Raw genomic sequence first — 19,740 nt, 5'->3', positions numbered from 1 at the left:
TCTGCATCATTTTTCTTCATTTTCCAGGGCAAACTATGTTTACGAGAATCCGCGTTGTCACCAGTTTATTACTGGTGCTATTGGTCTTTGGTTTTCTGCAACTGGCATCCGGGTCGCTGTTTTTCAAAGCGCTGAGTGATGACAAAACCAGTTTCACCGTTTCACAACTGGCGAGTAAAAATACCGCCGCCATCAACGATGCCTACATGAGTCTCAACCAGAGCCGTGTAGTGTTGACCCGTATTCAACTGCGCATGGCAACCAGCAAGCTGGCCGGCTCTGAACCGGACATTGCCGGTTTGTATGACGACAGCAAAGCCTTCCAAAAGAGTGCCGCAGATCACTATCAGCTGTTTAAAGAGATTGCAGATACACCGGGGCAGGATGCCGAACTGAATAAGCATCTGGATGCGACCTACACCGCGTATGCCAGTGCGCTGAGCCAGATGCAAGCAGCGTTACAAGCGAACGATCTGGTCCAGGCGGGTAAGTTGCCCGTTGCACCGAGCCAGAGTGCTTTCCTGAAGGACTACAGCCAGTGGCGTAGCGACCAGGATCGTTTGACTGAAGTGGGTGTGGCAGCCAACGTGGCGGCCTATGAGCGCATGATGTGGTTGCTGGGTGTGGTCATGGTAGTAGTGATTGCCGTGATTGCGCTGTGCTGGGTTGGACTGCGCAAGGTGTTGATCAAGCCGCTGAATGACAACATCCAGCATATCCAACATATCGCCCAAGGCGATCTGACGCAGAACATTGCCATTGAAGGCCGCAATGAGATGAGTCAACTGGCGAGTAGCCTGCATGATATGCAGCAGTCACTGGTGCGTACTGTCAGCAACGTGCGTGATGGCTCTGACGCCATCTTCACGGGTGCCAGTGAAATTTCTGCCGGTAATAACGATCTTTCCGCACGTACCGAAGAGCAAGCGGCTTCACTGGAGCAGACTGCGGCCAGCATGGAGCAATTGACGGCCACGGTGAAGCAGAACGCGGAGAACGCACGTCAGGCTTCACAACTGGCGTTGAGTGCATCGGAAACAGCACAGAAGGGTGGCGACGTCGTGCAGGGTGTGGTTCGCACCATGAGCGATATTGCCGGAAGCTCAAAGAAGATCGCCGATATCATCAGTGTGATCGATGGTATTGCTTTCCAGACCAATATTCTGGCGCTTAACGCGGCAGTTGAAGCGGCACGTGCCGGTGAACAGGGGCGTGGATTTGCCGTCGTGGCTGGAGAAGTACGCAGCCTGGCGCAGCGTAGCGCCCAGGCTGCGAAAGAGATCAAAAGCCTGATTGAAGACTCTGTGAGCCGAGTGAACAGTGGTTCTGAGCTAGTGGGAACCGCTGGCGAAACCATGAGCGAAATCGTCAGTGCAGTGACACGCGTAACCGATATTATGGGCGAAATTGCCTCGGCATCGGATGAGCAGAGCCGAGGTATCGACCAGGTCGGTCAGGCGGTCACTGAGATGGATCGTGTCACGCAACAGAACGCTTCACTAGTCGAAGAATCTGCCGCTGCGGCGGCATCGCTGGAAGAGCAGGCCAGCCGTCTGAGCCAGTCTGTCGCGGTGTTCCGCGTGGCGCGTAACGCACAACCTGCTGTTACCAGTGCGGTGGTGCGGCATCCGCAGATTGCGCCACCCGTACAGAGTACGCCGCGTAAAGCCGTCACCGCACCAGTCAGTGACAGCAACTGGGAAACGTTTTAATCGTTAGTACGGGTGTGTTTTAGCACCCAGCACCTTAAAATCCCATTATTTCAATGATCTTAATGCGCCTTTATCGCGGAATCGATAAAGGCGCATTTTTTTTAATGTTAATTTCTTTAGTTATAAAACACTGTAAAGAAAGTTATTGGCAGAATTATATTTCGTAAAATCCGTTAAAGCCCCTCAAAATTTAACAACTGCGGTCGATAACAGCGGGAGCCGAAACGCATCACTCTTTGGAGAACCCATGTTAAAACGCATTAATGTCGTCACCAGCCTGATCGCCGTGCTGCTGGTATTTGGAGCTTTACAATTACTATCCGGTGGGCTGTTCTGGTCTGCCTTACAAAAAGATAAAGAGGCGTTTGCGGTGGCACAAACGTCGACCAATAACGTTGGTGCCATGTCCGATGCCTGGATTGAACTCAACCAAACGCGGACCGTGCTAAACCGCGCGATGTTACGTATGCAGGGTACCGCAGCCGCACAGGCTAACGGTGGTCAGCTACAGGCGCTGATTGCACAGACGGAGAAGCAATTAGACGTTGCCGCAGGACATTATCAGCGTTACTACGATCTGCCTGGCACGCCGGGATTACCCGATGCACTGCGTGACCGGCTGGAAAGCGATTATGCGGCCTTCAACGATGGCCTTAAAGCCATGCTGGAGCGGTTGAAAGCCAACGATCTGCAGGGCATGTTTGCGCAGAACATTGAGGCGAAACAGGTGAAGATGAAGGCCACTTATGCGGAGTGGCGCACCGCGCAGGGCGCGCTGGCGGCAGAAGGTGTGGCGCAAAATCAACAGGCGTTCCACACCATGATGTGGCTGCTGGCGGTGGTTGCGCTGGTGGTGGTGTTGGTGATTGTGGGCTGCTGGTTTGGCCTGCGTGCCGTACTGATTCAACCGTTGCATCAGTTGTTGGCCCACATCCGCCACATTGCTTCTGGCGATCTCACCCAGAATATTGCGGTTGAGGGACGCAATGAGATGAGTCAATTGGCGTCGAGCCTGCATGAGATGCAGCAGTCGCTCGTACGAACCGTGAGCAATGTCCGCGATGGATCGGATGCCATTTTCACCGGTGCCAGCGAAATCTCAGCAGGTAATAACGATCTCTCGGCGCGTACTGAAGAACAAGCGGCTTCACTTGAGCAGACGGCGGCCAGCATGGAGCAGCTTACTGCGACCGTGAAACAGAATGCGGAAAACGCCCGTCAGGCATCACAACTGGCGTTAACGGCTTCCGACACCGCAAGTAAAGGCGGCGAGGTGGTGGATGGCGTGGTGCGCACCATGCACGACATTGCCGGCAGTTCTAAGAAGATTGCCGATATTATCAGCGTGATCGACGGTATTGCCTTCCAAACCAATATCCTGGCTTTGAACGCAGCGGTGGAAGCCGCGCGCGCAGGCGAGCAGGGGCGCGGATTTGCCGTGGTGGCGGGTGAAGTACGCAACCTGGCACAGCGTAGCGCGCAGGCCGCGAAGGAGATCAAAGGACTCATTGAAGACTCCGTTAATCGCGTTAACAGTGGTTCGCAATTAGTCGGTACGGCCGGTGAGACCATGAACGATATCGTCGGAGCCGTTACGCGGGTTACCGACATTATGGGCGAGATCGCCTCGGCGTCAGATGAGCAGAGTCGCGGTATCGATCAGGTCGGCCTGGCGGTGACTGAAATGGACCGCGTGACGCAGCAAAACGCGTCACTGGTGGAAGAGTCCGCTGCGGCAGCGGCTTCACTGGAGGAGCAAGCCAGCCGTCTCAGTCAGTCGGTGGCGGTATTCCGCGTGCCACGAGCGGAGCAGGTCAACGCGGTGGTCCGTCAACCACAAACTCGTGCACCAAAAGTCAGCGCGGCGCGTAAAGCCGTAGCGGCACCGGTGAGCGATAGCCACTGGGAAACGTTTTAAGCGTTATTAACCTTTCGTAGAGATCCGCAGCGGCGCGGTGCATGGCTCGTCATGTCGCAGCAGCGCTGTTGCGGATTTGCGCGATGCACCGCGCTGCAGCAGAGTGTGACGGCTGTACGAAAATCCTGACGCTAATTATCCCTGTTCCTGATTAATTCCCGCTGGTCCAACCCCTACGATTCCACATAAAGATCCCCCCGCAAGCGCCGATAACAGGAGCGATCCGCCAACCAATGAGGTGTTTATGTTTAGTCGTGTTCGTGTCGTTTCCGGTCTGCTGTGTGTACTGGCGCTGTTTGCCTTACTGCAGCTGTTTTCCGGTGGGATGTTTTTTACCACGGTGAAAGCCGATAAAGAGAATTTTGCTTATAACCAGCGTCTTAGCACGCTGCAACGGGCGATGGGCACCTCTTGGGTATCGCTGGTTCAGGCGCGTAACACGCTGAACCGCGCAGGGATTCGCTATCTCTTAGATAGCCAACAGGCCGGCTCGGGCGCGACCGTGAAAGATCTGGTGGCGCTGGCGGGTGAGGAGTTAAAAACTGCTGACCAGGCATTTGCAGATTTTAACGCGAATTTGTCTGAGAAAGGCAAAAGTGCTGAAAACGTAAAGGTCCTGCAAGCCAACTACAATACTTTCCGTAGCGGACTGGCCGAGCTGATTGACTTCCTGGGGAGCGGGAATTTCAAAGGCTTTGTCGATCAACCTACGCAAGGTATGCAGGATAAGTTCGAGAAGGATTACACCGCGTGGCTGAATTACAACATCGTTTTGGCCAAGCAAGGTGTTGATGCCAACGAGAGTGCCTATCAACACTCGATTATGCTGGTGCTCGGTACGTTGTTGGTGACCTTGCTGGTGATTCTGCTGGTATGGAACGGCATGCGTAACGTGCTGATCCGTCCGCTGAAGCAGAGTATTGAGCACATCCGTCATATTGCTCGCGGCGATCTCACGCAGCAGATTGATGTCAGCATGCGTAACGAAATGGGTGAATTGCTCAGCACCTTGCAGCATATGCAGCAGGAGTTAGCCAACACCGTGCGTACCGTGCGCGATGGGTCAGATGCGATCTACACCGGTGCCAGCGAAATCGCCATGGGTAACAACGATCTCTCATCGCGTACTGAGCAGCAGGCGGCGTCGCTGGAGGAAACGGCGGCCAGCATGGAGCAGTTAACCGCGACGGTGAAGCAAAACGCCGAAAACGCCCGCCAGGCTTCACAGCTGGCATTGACTGCCTCTGAAACCGCGCAGCACGGCGGCAAAGTGGTGGATGGTGTGGTGACGACCATGAAAGAGATCACTGGCAGCTCGAAGAAAATCGCCGACATCATCAGTGTGATCGATGGCATTGCCTTCCAGACCAACATTCTGGCACTGAACGCGGCGGTTGAAGCTGCACGCGCCGGTGAGCAGGGCCGTGGTTTTGCGGTGGTGGCAGGTGAAGTACGCAGTCTGGCCCAGCGCAGCGCCCAAGCCGCCAAAGAGATCAAAGGTCTGATTGAGGATTCGGTTAGCCGCGTTAACACCGGTTCTGTGCTGGTGGAGAGCGCCGGGGAAACCATGACCAATATCGTAAATGCCGTGACGCGCGTCACCGACATCATGGGCGAAATCGCCTCGGCGTCGGATGAACAGAGTCGCGGTATCGACCAGGTTGGCCTCGCCGTCAACGAAATGGATCGCGTGACACAGCAGAACGCCGCACTGGTCGAGGAGTCAGCCACGGCGGCGGCCGCGCTGGAGGATCAGGCCAGTCGACTGAAACAGTCGGTTGCGGTGTTCAATATTGGTAAAGAATTTGTCGCTCAGGCCGTTAACGTAACTACAGCGCCAAAAATTCTGCGCCCAGCCGCGCCAAAAGCGCTGGCGCAGCCGGCAGGTGCACGTAGCTCGGATGATAACTGGGAAACCTTTTAATCCGTGTGGCCGCCGCAAGGCGGCCTAACTGGCAGCACAGCAGTAACCGCAGTATCACAATTTAATCAGTTTGTTGCCGGGTGACCTGAAATGAAGAAAACGACGTTATTGGATCAAAGTGAAGCGACAACGCTGCTTTCGCAAATGGTGCAGCGCTTGCCGCTCTCAGATACTCATTTTCGTCGTATCAGCCAGCTGATCTATCAGCGTGCAGGGATCGTGCTGGCCGATCATAAGCGGGAGATGGTTTACAACCGCTTAGTGCGCCGTTTACGCACGCTGAATATTGATGATTTTGGTCGCTATCTGGCGTTGCTGGAGCAAGACCAGAACAGTGCCGAGTGGCAGGCGTTTATTAACGCCTTGACCACCAACCTGACCTCATTCTTCCGCGAGGCGCACCATTTTCCTATCCTCGCGGATCACGCGCGCAAGCGCAGTGGCAGTTATAGCGTCTGGAGTACCGCCGCCTCGACCGGGGAAGAGCCTTACTCCATTGCCATGACGCTGGCAGAAACCTTGGGCACCGGACCGGGCAAGTTCCAGGTCCATGCCAGCGACATTGATACGCAGGTGCTGGAAAAAGCCGTGGCGGGTGTGTATCGCCAGGAAGAGCTACGCACCTTATCGCAATCACAGCTGCAGCGCTTCTTCCTGCGCGGCACAGGTCCGCACGAGGGCATGGTGCGAGTGCGATCGGAACTTGCCAGCATGGTGAATTACTCACAGCTGAATCTACTGGCCAACGACTGGGCGTTGCCAGGTCCGTTCGACGCGATTTTCTGTCGCAACGTGATGATCTACTTCGATAAAGAGACACAGGAAAAAATCCTGCGCCGTTTCGTTCCCCTGCTGAAGCCAGGCGGCCTGTTGTTTGCTGGGCATTCGGAGAACTTCAGTCAGATCAGTAAAGAGTTCTGGCTGCGTGGACAGACAGTCTATGGATTGACCAAGGAAAGACGATGAGCAAGATCACCGTGATGTGCGTGGATGACTCTGCGCTGATGCGACAGTTGATGACGGAAATCATCAATAGCCACGCCGATATGGAGATGGTCGCGACTGCGCCGGATCCGTTGGTGGCGCGGGATTTAATCAAGCAATACAACCCACAGGTGCTCACGCTGGATGTGGAAATGCCGCGTATGGATGGCCTCGACTTCCTGGAGAAGTTGATGCGACTGCGTCCGATGCCGGTGGTGATGGTTTCATCGCTCACCGGCAAGGGTTCTGAAGTTACCCTGCGCGCACTGGAGTTAGGTGCGGTCGATTTTGTCACCAAACCCCAGTTAGGTATTCGCGAAGGCATGTTGGCGTATAGCCAAATGATTGCCGATAAAATCCGCGCGGCTGCCCGCGCCAAGCTGCACGCGCGTGCGGTGCCTTCTGCACCTGTCATGTTGAAAGCGGGCCCACTGCTGAGCAGTGAGAAGTTGATTGCTATTGGTTCTTCGACGGGGGGAACGGAGGCGATTCGTCACGTCTTGCAGCCGTTACCTGCGACCAGCCCCGCGCTGTTGATTACGCAACATATGCCGCCTGGTTTCACTCGCTCCTTCGCTGAGCGCCTGAACAAGCTGTGCCAGATTACCGTGAAAGAAGCGGAAGATGGCGAACGTATTTTGCCTGGTCATGCTTATATCGCACCGGGTGCTATGCACATGGAGTTGGGCCGCAGTGGCGCCAACTACGTGGTGAAACTCAATGATGGACCGCCTGTGAACCGACACAAGCCGTCCGTTGACGTGCTGTTCCGTTCCGTGGCGGTACACGCAGGACGAAATGCGGTTGGCGTCATCTTAACGGGCATGGGCAATGACGGTGCTGCCGGGATGCTGGAAATGCATCGCGCGGGGGCCTGGACCATCGCCCAGGATGAAGCCAGCTGCGTCGTTTTTGGTATGCCGCGCGAAGCTATCGCGATGGGCGGTGCCAGTGAAGTGGTCGATTTAGGACACATCAGCCAGCATATGCTGGCAAAAATTAGCGCCGGACAGGCATTGCGAATTTAACGAGCCCGTCCTGCCGGACGAGACAACACAGGAGTAGATATGGCTGATAAAAACATGCGCTTTTTGGTAGTGGACGATTTCAACACGATGCGTCGTATTGTTCGTAACCTGCTGAAAGAGTTGGGATTCAATAATGTCGAAGAAGCAGAAGACGGTGTCGATGCACTGACCAAACTGCGCGCCGGTGGCTTTGATTTCGTGGTTTCTGACTGGAACATGCCAAACATGGACGGCCTGGAACTGCTGCAGACTATTCGTGCTGATGCTGCTTTGAGCAAACTGCCCGTGCTGATGGTGACTGCAGAAGCGAAGAAAGAGAACATCATCGCAGCAGCACAAGCCGGTGCCAGCGGCTACGTGGTGAAACCGTTCACTGCCGCCACTCTGGAAGAAAAACTGGGTAAAATTTTCGAAAAACTGGGTATGTAAGGAGATGTGATGAGCGAACTTCCGAAACCAACCGAAGAAGCCTCGGCACACGACATTATTACCCGTATCGGCTCGCTGACGCGTATGTTGCGCGACAGCCTGCGCGAATTGGGGTTAGACCAGGCGATTGCGGAAGCGGCGGAAGCGATTCCTGACGCGCGAGATCGTCTGGATTACGTAGTGCAAATGACGGCGCAAGCGGCAGAACGCGCGCTGAACTGCGTGGAAGCCGCGCAGCCACACCAGGACCAAATGGAATCCAGCGCCAACCAACTGAAAGGCCGTTGGGATGCGTGGTTTGAAAATCCGATTGAACTGACTGATGCGCGTGAGTTGGTTTCGGATACGCGTCAATTTTTGAGCGACGTACCGGGGCACACTTCCTACACCAACAAGCAACTGTTGGAAATCATGATGGCGCAGGATTTCCAGGACCTCACCGGTCAGGTGATCAAGCGCATGATGGATGTGATCCAGGAGATCGAACGTCAGCTTCTGATGGTATTGCTGGAAAATATGCCAGAAGCCAGTGCTGCAGCACGTAAAGAGGGCAGCAGCCTGCTGAATGGTCCGCAGATCCATGCTAATGCACCGGGCGTCGTGGCGAACCAGGATCAGGTTGATGATCTGTTAGATAGCCTCGGCTTCTAATACGCTGAGTAGAGAGCGGCCCTCGGGCCGCCTTTTACGCTTTAATTAAATAAATGCCCGCTTTTTCACTTCTTCAACACCTGCCACCAACACCTGTACGCCTAAGGCTTCGAAGGCCGTAATTTGCGCCGAAGTAATCCCGCTGTCGGTGATCAAATAGTGAATTTTGCTCCATTCGCAGGGTAAGGCAAACATCGACACTTTATCGATTTTACTGGAGTCGGCTACCACATAAACCGTACTGGCTGAGTTAATCATCGCCATCTTCACTTTGATATCCGTCTCACTCGGGAAGCTTAAACCCAGACGTGGCGAGATGCAGGCGGTCGCCAGAAACAGTTTCTCGGCCAGGACATTCTCAAAAAAAGAAGCCGCTTTTTCACCCGATGTGGAGAGGGTGGGAAACTTAAAGGTTCCGCCGGTCAGCAGAATATTGATCCCCGGTTCTCCACCCAGTTTCAGTGCAATATTCACCGCAGTGGTAATCACCGATAAGCGCCGAATGTGACCAATGGCCTCGGCAATTGCCGTGGTGGTGGTCCCGGAATCGAAAATCACCGTGTCGCCGTTTTCCACATGCTGTGCCGCCAGACGACCAATGGCTTCTTTCTCCTCTAAATGGGTTTGACGTTCCAGCAGCAGTGCACCGGTATTCTGCTTACCGGTCATCAAGGTGGCACCGCCGTGATAACGCTGAACGTGCCCCTCTTTTTGCAGCATACGCAAATCAGTACGGATCGTCGCTTCGGTCAGGCCAAAGGTATCGGTCAGGGCTTTCACCGTGACGGTGCCGTCTTCGCGGATCATCTCCAGGATCTTCTCGCGGCGCTGCTGCATATCCGCCAGCTGCTCAGTTTTGCTTTTCAATCGAAATGCTCCCTCTTTCCAATCACGGTCTGATTCTGCCGATAAGAAAACCCGGGATGATTTTACTCTGCGAGTTAAGGATTTGCGAGGTAGCCCGCACAAAGATGCATTTTCGAATGAAAATAAGATAAAGCCACGTGATTGATTTTACACCGACCCCGTAGCAGCTCTCTCTATAGAGGAAAAACCATAAAATCATTATTTATAATAAAAACAACAAATTAAAAAATGTTTTTGTGATTTGTATGAAATTTGATCTCACCCACAAACCGTTGCGAAACGATAGCTTATATTTTTGTTCGAAAATCATTATTGCTAAGCGATAACCCGGCCATTTAAAACCAGAGCCGCCGAATCAGCACACAGGAGAGAAAGGATGAGTGGGGAATACGATGTCAACCTGCGCTACGGCGTAAACACCGATCTGGATTTAACCGGCAAAGTGGCGGTCGTCACCGGGGGGCTCGGCGGTATTGCGATGGCCAGCAATACGATGTTGCTGGAAAAAGGGGCCCGTCTGGCTCTGCTGTATCCTCCTTTCGAAAGTGACAAAGTGAGCGCCGTTCAGGATCAATTCCCCGCGGATAGCGTGCTGCTGGTGTGCTGTGATGTCACCAATGCCGCCTCAGTTGAGGCGGCATTTACCCAGGTTGAGCAGCATTACGGACAGATTGACATCCTGGTGAACTGTGCTGGGTACGTGATGTTACAACCGGTACTGGAAACCGATTTTGCCGAATGGCAGAAGCAAATTGCCGTGAACCTCACCGGACCCTTTCTGTGTTCACAAGCGGCGGGCAAACGCATGGTGCGTGCGGGTAGGGGAGGCAAAATCATCAACATCGCCTCGCAAGCCGCCTCGATCGCGATTGATAACCACGTGGCTTATACCTCTGCCAAAGCCGGTCTGCTTGGCATGACCAAAGTAATGGCAAAAGAGTTCGCCCCGCACCGCATCAACGTCAATACCTTGTCTCCAACCGTGGTACTGACACCCATGGGCGAAAAAGCCTGGCGTGGTGAGAAGGGGGAGCAGATGAAAAAGCTCATTCCTTTAGGACGTTTTGCTTACACCGATGAAATTGCTGCCGCTGTACTGTTCTTCGCCAGTAACGGCAGCGACATGATCACCGGTGCAGATTTAATGATCGATGGCGGCTTCACCATCTGGTAACGCCGCGCCAGCACCAGTACGGCCTCAACCCTGCAATAACGACAAAACAATGAGAGAGCACGAACATGAAAAAACGTACCCTGTTGTTCACTGCCATTGCCAGTTGCCTGATCGCCCAATCCAGTTTCGCCGCCGATAAAGGCACCATCATGATTCTGGTCAATTCGCTCGATAACCCTTATTACGCTTCAGAAGCCAAAGGTGCCAACCTCAAAGCACAAGAGTTGGGCTATAAAACCAGCGTCCTGTCGCACGGTGAAGATGTGAAAAAACAGAGCGAGCTGATTGATGCCGCTATCGGTAAAAAAGTACAGGGCATCGTGCTGGATAACGCCGACTCCACCGCCAGCGTCGCCGCCATTAAAAAAGCTAAAGCCGCCGGTATTCCCGTGGTGCTGATCAACCGTGAAATTCCCGTTGATGACGTGGCACTGGTGCAGATCACCCATAACAACTTCCAGGCCGGTTCCGATGTCGCCAACGTGTTTGTGGAGAAAATGGGTGAGAAGGGCAGCTATGCCGAACTGACCTGTAACCTCGCTGACAATAACTGCGTGACGCGCTCAAAATCCTTCCATCAGGTACTGGATCAATACCCTGACATGAAAAGCGTGGCGCGCCAGGATGCCAAAGGCACGTTGATCGACGGTAAACGCATCATGGACAGCATCCTGCAGGCCCATCCTGATGTGAAAGGCGTGATCTGTGGTAACGGCCCGGTCGCGCTGGGTGCGATTGCTGCGTTGAAAGCCGCAGGGCGTACCGATGTCACTGTGGTGGGTATCGACGGCAGTAACGATGAACGTGACGCGGTTGAGAAAGGCGATCTGAAAGCCACTGTGATGCTGCAGGCGCAGGCGATTGCCGCCCAAGGGGTGACCGATCTCGACAACTTTATTCAGAAAGGGGTGAAGCCGGAGAAACAGCGCGTGATGTTCCGCGGCATTTTGATCACGCCAGACAATGCGAAAGGTGTGCAGGACTTTAACTTCAAGTCGTAATCGATAATCGGTGCGCCCGTGTGACGGGCGCCCAGGAGAAAGAGATGCACAAACGACTCTGGTTACTGCTTCCTATCGTGATCCTCAGCGGTTGCCGCATTGTGTCGCAGCAGGAGCTCGCCGACCTGAAAAATCCCCCCAACCCGAAAATGGCCAATATCACGCAGACCTGGCAGCAAAAACTGGTGCCGCAAATCCAGCATGATGCGAAGCCGGTAGCAGAACTGCTTAACGCCCTGAAATCTGCCAAGGATTTTGACAGTGCCTGCAAAACCTACGGATACCGTTCGCAGGAAGAAAATCCCTGTGTCTTCAGCGTCAAGGTGAGTGGGGAAGTCACCGCAGTGAACACCAATTCTCGTAACGGGCGCATGACGGTGAAAGACGTTTCCGGCGATGATGTGATCATTCAGATTGGCCCGATCTTCCCCGGCACGGTATTGCGTGACGCCTACAAAGGGGCCAGCTATCAAGACTTCAACGATCAGGTGCTGTTTGGTGATTACAGCCGCGCAATTAACCAGCAGGCTGCCACTATGATGAGCACCTTCAAGCCGAAGGTGGGCGATAAAGTCCAGCTTTCAGGGGTGTTCAGCAGTTTCGATATTCCACAGCAGGTGCCAAATGTGACGCCCGCTGCCATCACGCGGCAATAAGGAGCGAACATGGCAAATCCGCAAAGTGACGTGATCATCGAAACGCGTAATGTGTCGCGTATCTATCCCGGCGTGACGGCGCTCGATCAGGTGAATTACCGCGTCTACCGTAACCAAGTCAACGTGTTGATCGGTGAAAACGGCGCGGGCAAATCCACCATGATGAAGATGCTGGCGGGCGTCGAGACGCCATCATCGGGTGAAATTCTGCTGGACGGCGAAGTCGTATCGCTCAACTCCACCCATCAGGCGGAGAAACATGGGATCAGCATTATCTTCCAGGAGCTGAACCTGTTTCCCAACATGAATGTGATGGACAACATCTTCATCGCCAATGAGTTTTTCCAGCGCGGTGTGATCAACGAAAAATATCAGTATGCGCTGGCGAAATCGTTACTCGAGCGACTGGAGTTGGACGTTGACCCTTATGCCCCTTTGGGGGAGTTGGGTATTGGTCATCAGCAGCTGGTGGAGATCGCCCGTGCTCTGTCGAAAGACACGCGTGTACTCATCATGGATGAACCCACCAGCGCCCTGAGCCAGTCGGAAGTGAAAGTGTTATTCAACGTGATCGAACAGCTCAAACGGCGTGGTGTCACTATCATCTATATCTCCCATCGGCTGGAAGAGCTGATGGAAATCGGGGATCACATCACCATTTTTCGTGACGGGCGCTTTATCAGCGAACGCGAAGTACGTGATGCTTCTGTGCCGTGGATCATCGAACAGATGGTGGGGGATAAGAAAAAACATTTCGATTACCAACCGGCATCGCAAGGGGAAACGGTGTTGAACGTCAACGGATTAACGGCGTTGCATCAGAATGGCGGTTACAAACTCAATGATGTCTCCTTTTCATTACGTAAGGGCGAGGTGATCGGCATTTATGGCCTGCTAGGGGCCGGTCGTACGGAGTTGTTCAAAGGGCTAATTGGCATGATGCATTGTCAGTCTGGCAGCGTCAGTTTGAATGGCGAAGTGCTGGATAAAAGCAGCTTCCAGCAACGGCTCAAAAAGGGCATTGCGCTGGTGCCGGAAGACCGCCAAACCGAAGGCGTGGTGCAGCTGATGTCGATCACCGCCAACATGACCTTAAGCGATCTTAGTCTGCGCGGTTTCCGCCGTGCCTTACGTTTGCTCAATCCACAAAAAGAGCAACGCCGGGTAGATGAAATGATTGGTCATCTCGCGATTAAAGTCAGCGATCCTGAATTGCCTATCACCTCATTAAGTGGCGGTAACCAGCAAAAGGTGGTGTTAGGTAAAGCACTCATGACCGGCCCGCAAGTGGTGCTGCTGGATGAGCCGACGCGCGGCATCGATGTGGGCGCAAAAACGGATGTCTATCACCTAATTGGTAACTTGGCACAACAAGGCCTGGCGGTGATGTTCTCGTCATCTGAACTGGATGAGGTAATGGCACTGGCCGATCGTATTTTGGTGATGGCAGATGGCCGTATTACCGCTGATTTACCGCGCAGTGCGGCAACACGTGAAGCGTTGATCAGCGCCTCAACACCACATGATTGAGCCCGCAGGAGAGAAATAAATGAATCAAAAATATCTGCTCTATATGTACTTGCTGAAGGCGCGCACCTTTATCGCTTTATTGATTGTGGTGGGCTTTTTTAGCTTCATGGTGCCGAACTTCCTGACCACCTCAAACTTGCTGATTATGACGCAACATGTGGCCATCACGGGATTACTGGCGATTGGTATGACGCTGGTGATTCTGACTGGCGGCATTGACCTGTCGGTGGGCGCGGTGGCGGGGATTTGCGGCATGGTGGCCGGTGCGCTGCTGACCAACGGTGTGCCGTTGTGGGGGGGCAATACGCTGTTCTTTAACGTGCCTGAAGTGATTCTGGTGGTGGCGTTGTTTGGCATTGTGCTGGGCTTGGTCAATGGCGCAGTGGTGACGCGCCTGGGTGTGGCACCTTTCATCTGCACGCTCGGCATGATGTATGTAGCGCGTGGCGCGGCACTGCTGTTCAACGATGGCAGCACTTACGCCAACCTGGTCGGCATGCCAGCGCTCGGGAATACCGGATTTGCGTTTCTTGGCTCCGGTAGCTTGTTGGGCGTTTATATCCCGATCTGGCTGATGGTGGGCTTCTTGCTGTTGGGGCTCTACCTGACACGCAAAACACCGTTAGGCCGCTATATCTATGCCACCGGCGGTAATGAATCGGCGGCGCGCCTGGCGGGGGTGCCCATCATCAAGGTCAAAGTGTTTGTATATGCCTTCTCCGGTTTATGTGCCGCGCTGGTGGGGTTGATTGTCGCCTCCCAACTGCAAACCGCACACCCGATGACCGGCAACATGTTCGAGATGGACGCTATCGGTGCCACGGTGTTGGGCGGGACCGCCTTGGCGGGCGGGCGCGGGCGCGTATCAGGTTCGATCATCGGTGCCTTTGTCATCGTGTTCCTCGCCGATGGCATGGTGATGATGGGCGTCAGCGATTTCTGGCAAATGGTGATTAAAGGGCTGGTGATCGTCACCGCCGTGGTCATCGACCAGTTCCAGCAAAAATTACAAAGTAAGGTGGTGCTGCTGCGCAGACATGAAAAAAAGCAGCAATCGGCCGCCCTGCCTGAAGCGACACATGGATAACAGGAGGCAATATGACACGCGATTTTAGTGGTAAGACGGTGGTGATTACCGGCGCATGCCGGGGTATTGGTGCGGGTATCGCTGCACGATTTGCTCGCGATGGTGCGCGGTTAGTGATGGTGTCCAATTCGGACCGGGTATTCACCACGGCGCGGGCGCTGGAAGAACAGCATGGCAGCGAGATTCTGGCGCTGCAGGTGGATGTGACCGATGAGACGGCGGTACAGCAGCTATACCAGCAGGCGGCGGAGCGCTTCGGCACCATCGATGTGTCGATCCAAAATGCCGGGGTGATCACTATTGATCGCTTTGATTCAATGCCAAAGAGCGACTTTGAAAAAATTTTGGCGGTCAACACCACGGCCGTGTGGCTGTGCTGCCGCGAGGCGGCGAAATATATGGTGAAGCAGGGCAGCGGCAGCCTGATTAACACCTCTTCGGGGCAAGGGCGGCAGGGCTTTATTTACACGCCACACTATGCGGCCAGTAAAATGGGTGTTATCGGTATTACTCAGAGTCTTGCTCTGGAGCTGGCGCCGTGGCACATCACCGTTAACGCTTTCTGTCCGGGTATCATCGAAAGTGAGATGTGGGATTACAACGATCGCGTGTGGGGAGAAATCCTCAGCAGCGATAAAAAGCAGTATGGCAAAGGCGAGTTGATGGCGGAATGGGTGGAAAATATCCCGCTGAAACGCGCCGGACAGCCGCAGGATGTCGCCGGGTTGGTGGCGTTCCTCGCCTCGGATGATGCGCGCTACATTACCGGTCAAACCATCAATGTGGATGGTGGGCTGATATTCTCCTAATAGCAGCAGCCGTGAGCGTCTTGCGGGGCTGTACGCAGGGCGCTCTGCGGAGCGATTTGGTGATCAAGAGAAAATGATGCCTTTTGCTAATCAGGCAATGTCCTAATTCAGCCCGGCCTTTTCTGCAAAATCGGCAGAATGTGTTAGGGTATTCCAGTACAGTTTTGTGAGCCACTTCAAATTCTAAACTGGATAAAAGCCTGTTTTTGCTATGACATCTGTTTTCTCTGCTTTCAAATCACTACGCATGCTGCCCGCTGCAACGGGGCTGCTTTTCACCGCGCCTGCTCTCGCGCTGGTGACTGACACGCATGTTGCTGATGCGCCCTTTAGCGATCCCGAACGTTTCCAGAAAATGGCCAGCGATCTCCCCGCACTCGGCTATGAAGACGAGAACGCAGCCTTCAGCAAAAATCTGGCGACCATCGCCAAGAGCATTGGTGAAGCCAGTCAGGACAGCACCAGTGACAACACTTTTGGTCATCAGGCGGGTATCTGGGCGTTTAATCATTTCCGCGATGAAGTGGCAAACCGCGTGGTGGATGAGGGCCAATCTCTGCTTTCTCCCTACGGTAAAGCGCAGATCGATTTTAACGTCGATATGGATGGTAACTTCACCGGCAGTGGCGCTTCTCTGCTTACGCCGTGGGCCGATCGCTATCAATATCTGACGTTTAGTGAGGTGGGCTTCCATCAAACGGATGATGGGCTGGTGGGCAATATCGGCTTGGGACAACGCTGGACGGCGGGCAAATGGCTGCTCGGTTACAACGGTTTTGTCGATCGTATGTTCAACAGCGGATTGCAGCGCGCTTCGGTGGGCACCGAAGCCTGGGGCGATTACCTGCGTTTTTCGGCTAACTACTACACGCCGCTATCGGGCTGGCAAAACCACGATCCCTTCCAGCAGCAGCGTTTAGCACGCGGCTACGATTTTACCACTCAGGGCTATCTGCCGTTTTATCGCCAGCTTGGTATGTCGGTGAGTTGGGAGCAGTATCTTGGTAATGATGTCGATCTGTTTAGCAGCGGCAATACCTATCACAATCCTTCGGCACTGACTTTTGGTGTCTCCTACACGCCGGTACCGCTGGTAACATTTTCTGCCAGCCACAAAACCAGTAATGAAGGTGAAAGTCAGGATCAGCTGGGTTTGCATCTCAACTATCGTTTCGGCGTGCCGTTGAGCCAGCAGTTGAGTGCCGATAACGTGGCCGAAGCGCGTTCGCTGCGCGGCAGCCGTTACGACATGGTGACGCGCAACAATACGCCGGTGGTGGAGTATCGTCAGCGCAAAACCTTGTCGGTGTTCCTCGCCACACCGCCATGGCAATTAAACGGCGGTGAAAGCCTGCCGCTGAAATTGCAAATCCGTAATGCGAATCCGATAACCAAAGTGGTTTGGCAGGGCGACACCCAAGCCCTGAGCCTCACGCCGGGTGCGAATCCTAACGATCCGCAAGGATGGAGCATCATCATGCCCGCGTGGAATAGCGCATCTGACGCCACCAACAGCTACCGTCTGTCTGTGACACTGGAAGACAGCAAGGGCGGTCGGGTGACCTCCAACTGGATTACGCTGCAAATTCAGGAACCTTTTAGCATCGATTCCGGTGAGGATAATCGTTTCGATCTGATGGCGCCTTAGTCACGGCCATCGAAGAAATTCCCGCCACTTCAGTGCATGAACCTGGTAAGATACCGGCTTATTGTCAAGAATGGATTCTTACTGCATGCCTTCAATTCCGGTTCCGCTGGTGACGCTACTGGTGCTGCTAATTTTAATCGTGACCTTAGCGGCGAACGATAAGCAACGCCACCAAACCACGCTGCTATTTCTGGTCGTCTGCTCACTGTTACTGGCGGTGGGAGCATTACGTTGGATCTGGCCGTCAACACCACTCATGGCTTTGCGCGTGTTATTAGCAACGCTAATCCCGGCGCTGGCCTGGCACTGTTTCAGCCCGCATACGACTCATCAATATTCACGCTGGAAAATCGTCCCGCCCACGCTGGCCATCATCATTATGCAGTGCTGGCCAGAAGCCATTGATAGCGCGCTATTTGTGCTTTATATCGGATACGGGGCGACATTGATTCTTATGGGCTTAAGCGGTGGGGATCGATTTAGCGATGCGCGCATCGGTGAAGTCGGGCTGGCGGCAAGAATGGCTCTTACCGCCGGTGTTTTTCTTTGCTTCTCTGGTATGACAGATTTGCTGGTGGCGCTCGAATTCACTTTGCATCAGGGCAAGCTTGTGCCGCAAATCATCGCGATACTGCAAAGTTTAATGCTGCCTTTGCTTAGTCTGGCGATTGTACTTGCAGCACGGACCCGGCCCCGGGAAGTGAGTATTGAGACAGTACTGTCCGATTCTTCTCCGTTGCAGACGCCTGAGCAGGCAGCCTTGTGCCTGCAACTGGAAAATCGACTGCGGCAGGATGACCTGTTCCTTAATACACAACTCACGTTGAATCTGTTAGCACGCAAATCCGGTATTCCCTCGCGTCACATCTCACGTGCGATCAATGCGACTTACCACTGCAATGTTTCTCAGTGGATAAATGGTTTTCGCATCGCTCATGCGCAGCAGTTGCTTCGAAGCAGTTCACTGCCGGTTACGGAGGTGATGCTGGCGTCAGGATTCACCACTAAATCAAATTTCAATCGCGAGTTTTTACGCATTTGCGGACAGACGCCGAGTGCATTTCGTCAGCAGGCGGGTTCAATGCCGCTGTCAGAAAGCGAGTGATACGGGCGATTAACTCCTGATGAATATCGGCGCGGGTGCGGCTGCCTTGATCCCGGCAAACGAAGCCCTCACCAGGGGAAGATTGTTCGATTAACTCAGCACCATGGGGTTTACAGCGCTGCATAAAACTAAAGTGGGTTGCGCCTCTTATACGTGAAAACGATGTCTGTTGCGGCGGAAGATACTGCGCCAGATAGCCGGATACCAGTGAGGCGGGAAGTTCAACACTGTCTTGTTCTGCGGATAACACCAGCACTGGCACAGAAACCCTTGCCAGGCTCTCAGGTGTGAATCCGCGCGCCAGACCAAGATCAAGCGATACGGCCGCTTTAATACGTGGATTACGTAATTGAGCATCTAATAAAGAAGCGGTATTTGTATTGCTGATACCCAAAGTCTCGATTAATTGACAGTCTGCTAGTTGCGCGTGGTTCTGACAATCCTGAACAAATCTGTTCGACGAAAACCGGGCACCAATTAACTCCATTACTGTCCACCCTCCGAGTGAGTGGCCGATGGCGGCGATGCGCAACGAATCGACCTTTCCTGCCAGGTGTTCGTCTGCCAATAACCGATCCACTACCCGGCTGATATCATCTGGACGCAGCCAAAGTTTCCGGGCAGTAGCAGGATCGCGATTCTCAGTTGTTGTACCGGGATGATTGGGAGCAGCGACGATATATCCCCGCACAGTGAGTGCATGCGCCAACCAGTTGAGGTTACGCCAGCTACCGCCATAGCCGTGAGACAGAAGGACTAAAGGATGCTGTCCTGGACGAGGCGTTGCATTGCGTAACATCGACTCACCATAGAACACGGGGTTCTCACCCACATCTTTAAAGACGCCCGTGCCGGCAGTGGGATACCAAAACGCAACATTGAGCGGACGATTGCCCTGACTATCAAGTGTTATCTGACGAAAACCCGTTGCGGCCTGTACAAGCGACGCACACATCATCAGCATAAGTGCACAAATACAAAATCGAATCATTAGCGTTGTCTCCATGAGTGTAAAATCATGAAGAGTAATAACGGAAACAGTCAGTTATCGCGTCCTCAATCACGATTGAGTACCTGTATAACGACAATAAAAAATCTATGGTCACCTCCATTTTTGCAACCCTGATTTTGATTAATGACGAGAGGCTTGCTTAAATCTATACGGCGTCTGATGGGATATTGTCCCGCGCCACGATGAAGTTCGCACCTGTGGAACC

General features: G+C 53.7%; 17 protein-coding genes. 15 read left to right on the top strand and 2 right to left on the bottom strand.

Features of this window, described 5'->3' with window-relative positions:
• Positions 1-35 precede the first annotated feature (35 nt).
• The 7 genes from F3J38_RS04715 (at position 36) to cheZ (ending at position 8,646) form a co-directional block, all read left to right on the top strand.
• Positions 36-1,712 (top strand): methyl-accepting chemotaxis protein, encoded by a 1,677-nt coding sequence (locus tag F3J38_RS04715; RefSeq protein ID WP_167135656.1) that lies wholly within the window; start codon positions 36-38, stop codon positions 1,710-1,712.
• Positions 1,713-1,959: 247 nt separating this feature from the next.
• Positions 1,960-3,630 (top strand): methyl-accepting chemotaxis protein, encoded by a 1,671-nt coding sequence (locus F3J38_RS04710; RefSeq protein ID WP_167135654.1) that lies wholly within the window; start codon positions 1,960-1,962, stop codon positions 3,628-3,630.
• Positions 3,631-3,874: 244 nt separating this feature from the next.
• Positions 3,875-5,554: a methyl-accepting chemotaxis protein gene (locus F3J38_RS04705; RefSeq protein WP_167135652.1), complete on the top strand. Its 1,680-nt coding sequence runs from the start codon at positions 3,875-3,877 to the stop codon at positions 5,552-5,554.
• Positions 5,555-5,644: 90 nt separating this feature from the next.
• Positions 5,645-6,520: a protein-glutamate O-methyltransferase CheR gene (gene cheR, locus F3J38_RS04700; protein ID WP_167135650.1), complete on the top strand. Its 876-nt coding sequence runs from the start codon at positions 5,645-5,647 to the stop codon at positions 6,518-6,520.
• Positions 6,517-7,566: a protein-glutamate methylesterase/protein-glutamine glutaminase gene (locus tag F3J38_RS04695; protein WP_167135647.1), complete on the top strand. Its 1,050-nt coding sequence runs from the start codon at positions 6,517-6,519 to the stop codon at positions 7,564-7,566. Before cheR ends, F3J38_RS04695 begins: the two co-directional genes overlap by 4 nt.
• A gap of 39 nt (positions 7,567-7,605) precedes the next feature.
• A complete protein-coding gene (gene cheY / locus F3J38_RS04690) occupies positions 7,606-7,995 on the top strand; it encodes a chemotaxis response regulator CheY (RefSeq protein WP_007892562.1) in 390 nt (129 codons plus the stop codon).
• 9 nt (positions 7,996-8,004) lie between these two features.
• Positions 8,005-8,646, top strand: a complete 642-nt coding sequence (gene cheZ / locus F3J38_RS04685) for a protein phosphatase CheZ (protein ID WP_167135645.1) — start codon at positions 8,005-8,007, stop codon at positions 8,644-8,646.
• Between the two features lie 45 nt (positions 8,647-8,691).
• On the opposite strand, the gene F3J38_RS04680 is transcribed toward cheZ, so the two are convergent.
• Positions 8,692-9,513, bottom strand: a complete 822-nt coding sequence (locus F3J38_RS04680; protein ID WP_167135643.1) for a DeoR/GlpR family DNA-binding transcription regulator — start codon at positions 9,511-9,513, stop codon at positions 8,692-8,694.
• Positions 9,514-9,889: 376 nt separating this feature from the next.
• On the opposite strand from F3J38_RS04680, the gene F3J38_RS04675 reads away from it, so the two are divergent.
• The 8 genes from F3J38_RS04675 (at position 9,890) to F3J38_RS04640 (ending at position 18,523) form a co-directional block, all read left to right on the top strand.
• Positions 9,890-10,687, top strand: a complete 798-nt coding sequence (locus F3J38_RS04675; protein ID WP_167135641.1) for a GolD/DthD family dehydrogenase — start codon at positions 9,890-9,892, stop codon at positions 10,685-10,687.
• A gap of 65 nt (positions 10,688-10,752) precedes the next feature.
• Positions 10,753-11,688, top strand: a complete 936-nt coding sequence (locus F3J38_RS04670; RefSeq protein ID WP_167135639.1) for a D-ribose ABC transporter substrate-binding protein — start codon at positions 10,753-10,755, stop codon at positions 11,686-11,688.
• A gap of 44 nt (positions 11,689-11,732) precedes the next feature.
• Complete coding sequence (locus tag F3J38_RS04665) at positions 11,733-12,344, top strand: DUF2291 family protein (protein ID WP_167135637.1); 612 nt, start codon at positions 11,733-11,735, stop codon at positions 12,342-12,344.
• A 9-nt stretch (positions 12,345-12,353) separates the two neighbouring features.
• Positions 12,354-13,874, top strand: coding sequence for a sugar ABC transporter ATP-binding protein (locus tag F3J38_RS04660; protein ID WP_167135636.1), 1,521 nt, complete (start codon positions 12,354-12,356; stop codon positions 13,872-13,874).
• A gap of 19 nt (positions 13,875-13,893) precedes the next feature.
• The gene (locus F3J38_RS04655; protein ID WP_167135634.1) at positions 13,894-14,961 is read left to right on the top strand and encodes an ABC transporter permease; all 1,068 of its coding nucleotides are present in this window, start codon (positions 13,894-13,896) and stop codon (positions 14,959-14,961) included.
• Between the two features lie 11 nt (positions 14,962-14,972).
• Positions 14,973-15,770, top strand: a complete 798-nt coding sequence (locus F3J38_RS04650; RefSeq protein WP_167135632.1) for a glucose 1-dehydrogenase — start codon at positions 14,973-14,975, stop codon at positions 15,768-15,770.
• A gap of 211 nt (positions 15,771-15,981) precedes the next feature.
• Positions 15,982-17,418, top strand: coding sequence for a YchO/YchP family invasin (locus tag F3J38_RS04645; RefSeq protein ID WP_167135630.1), 1,437 nt, complete (start codon positions 15,982-15,984; stop codon positions 17,416-17,418).
• 85 nt (positions 17,419-17,503) lie between these two features.
• The gene (locus F3J38_RS04640; protein WP_167135628.1) at positions 17,504-18,523 is read left to right on the top strand and encodes a helix-turn-helix domain-containing protein; all 1,020 of its coding nucleotides are present in this window, start codon (positions 17,504-17,506) and stop codon (positions 18,521-18,523) included.
• Here the strand turns inward: F3J38_RS04640 and F3J38_RS04635 are convergent.
• Complete coding sequence (locus F3J38_RS04635) at positions 18,435-19,514, bottom strand: alpha/beta hydrolase family protein (protein WP_167135627.1); 1,080 nt, start codon at positions 19,512-19,514, stop codon at positions 18,435-18,437. The genes F3J38_RS04640 and F3J38_RS04635 overlap by 89 nt on opposite strands.
• Positions 19,515-19,740: the final 226 nt, after the last annotated feature.

The sequence above is a fragment of the Candidatus Pantoea formicae genome, from assembly GCF_011752625.1.
Taxonomy (GTDB): Bacteria; Pseudomonadota; Gammaproteobacteria; order Enterobacterales; family Enterobacteriaceae; genus Pantoea; species Pantoea formicae.
This window is presented reverse-complemented; position numbering and strand designations above follow the sequence as displayed.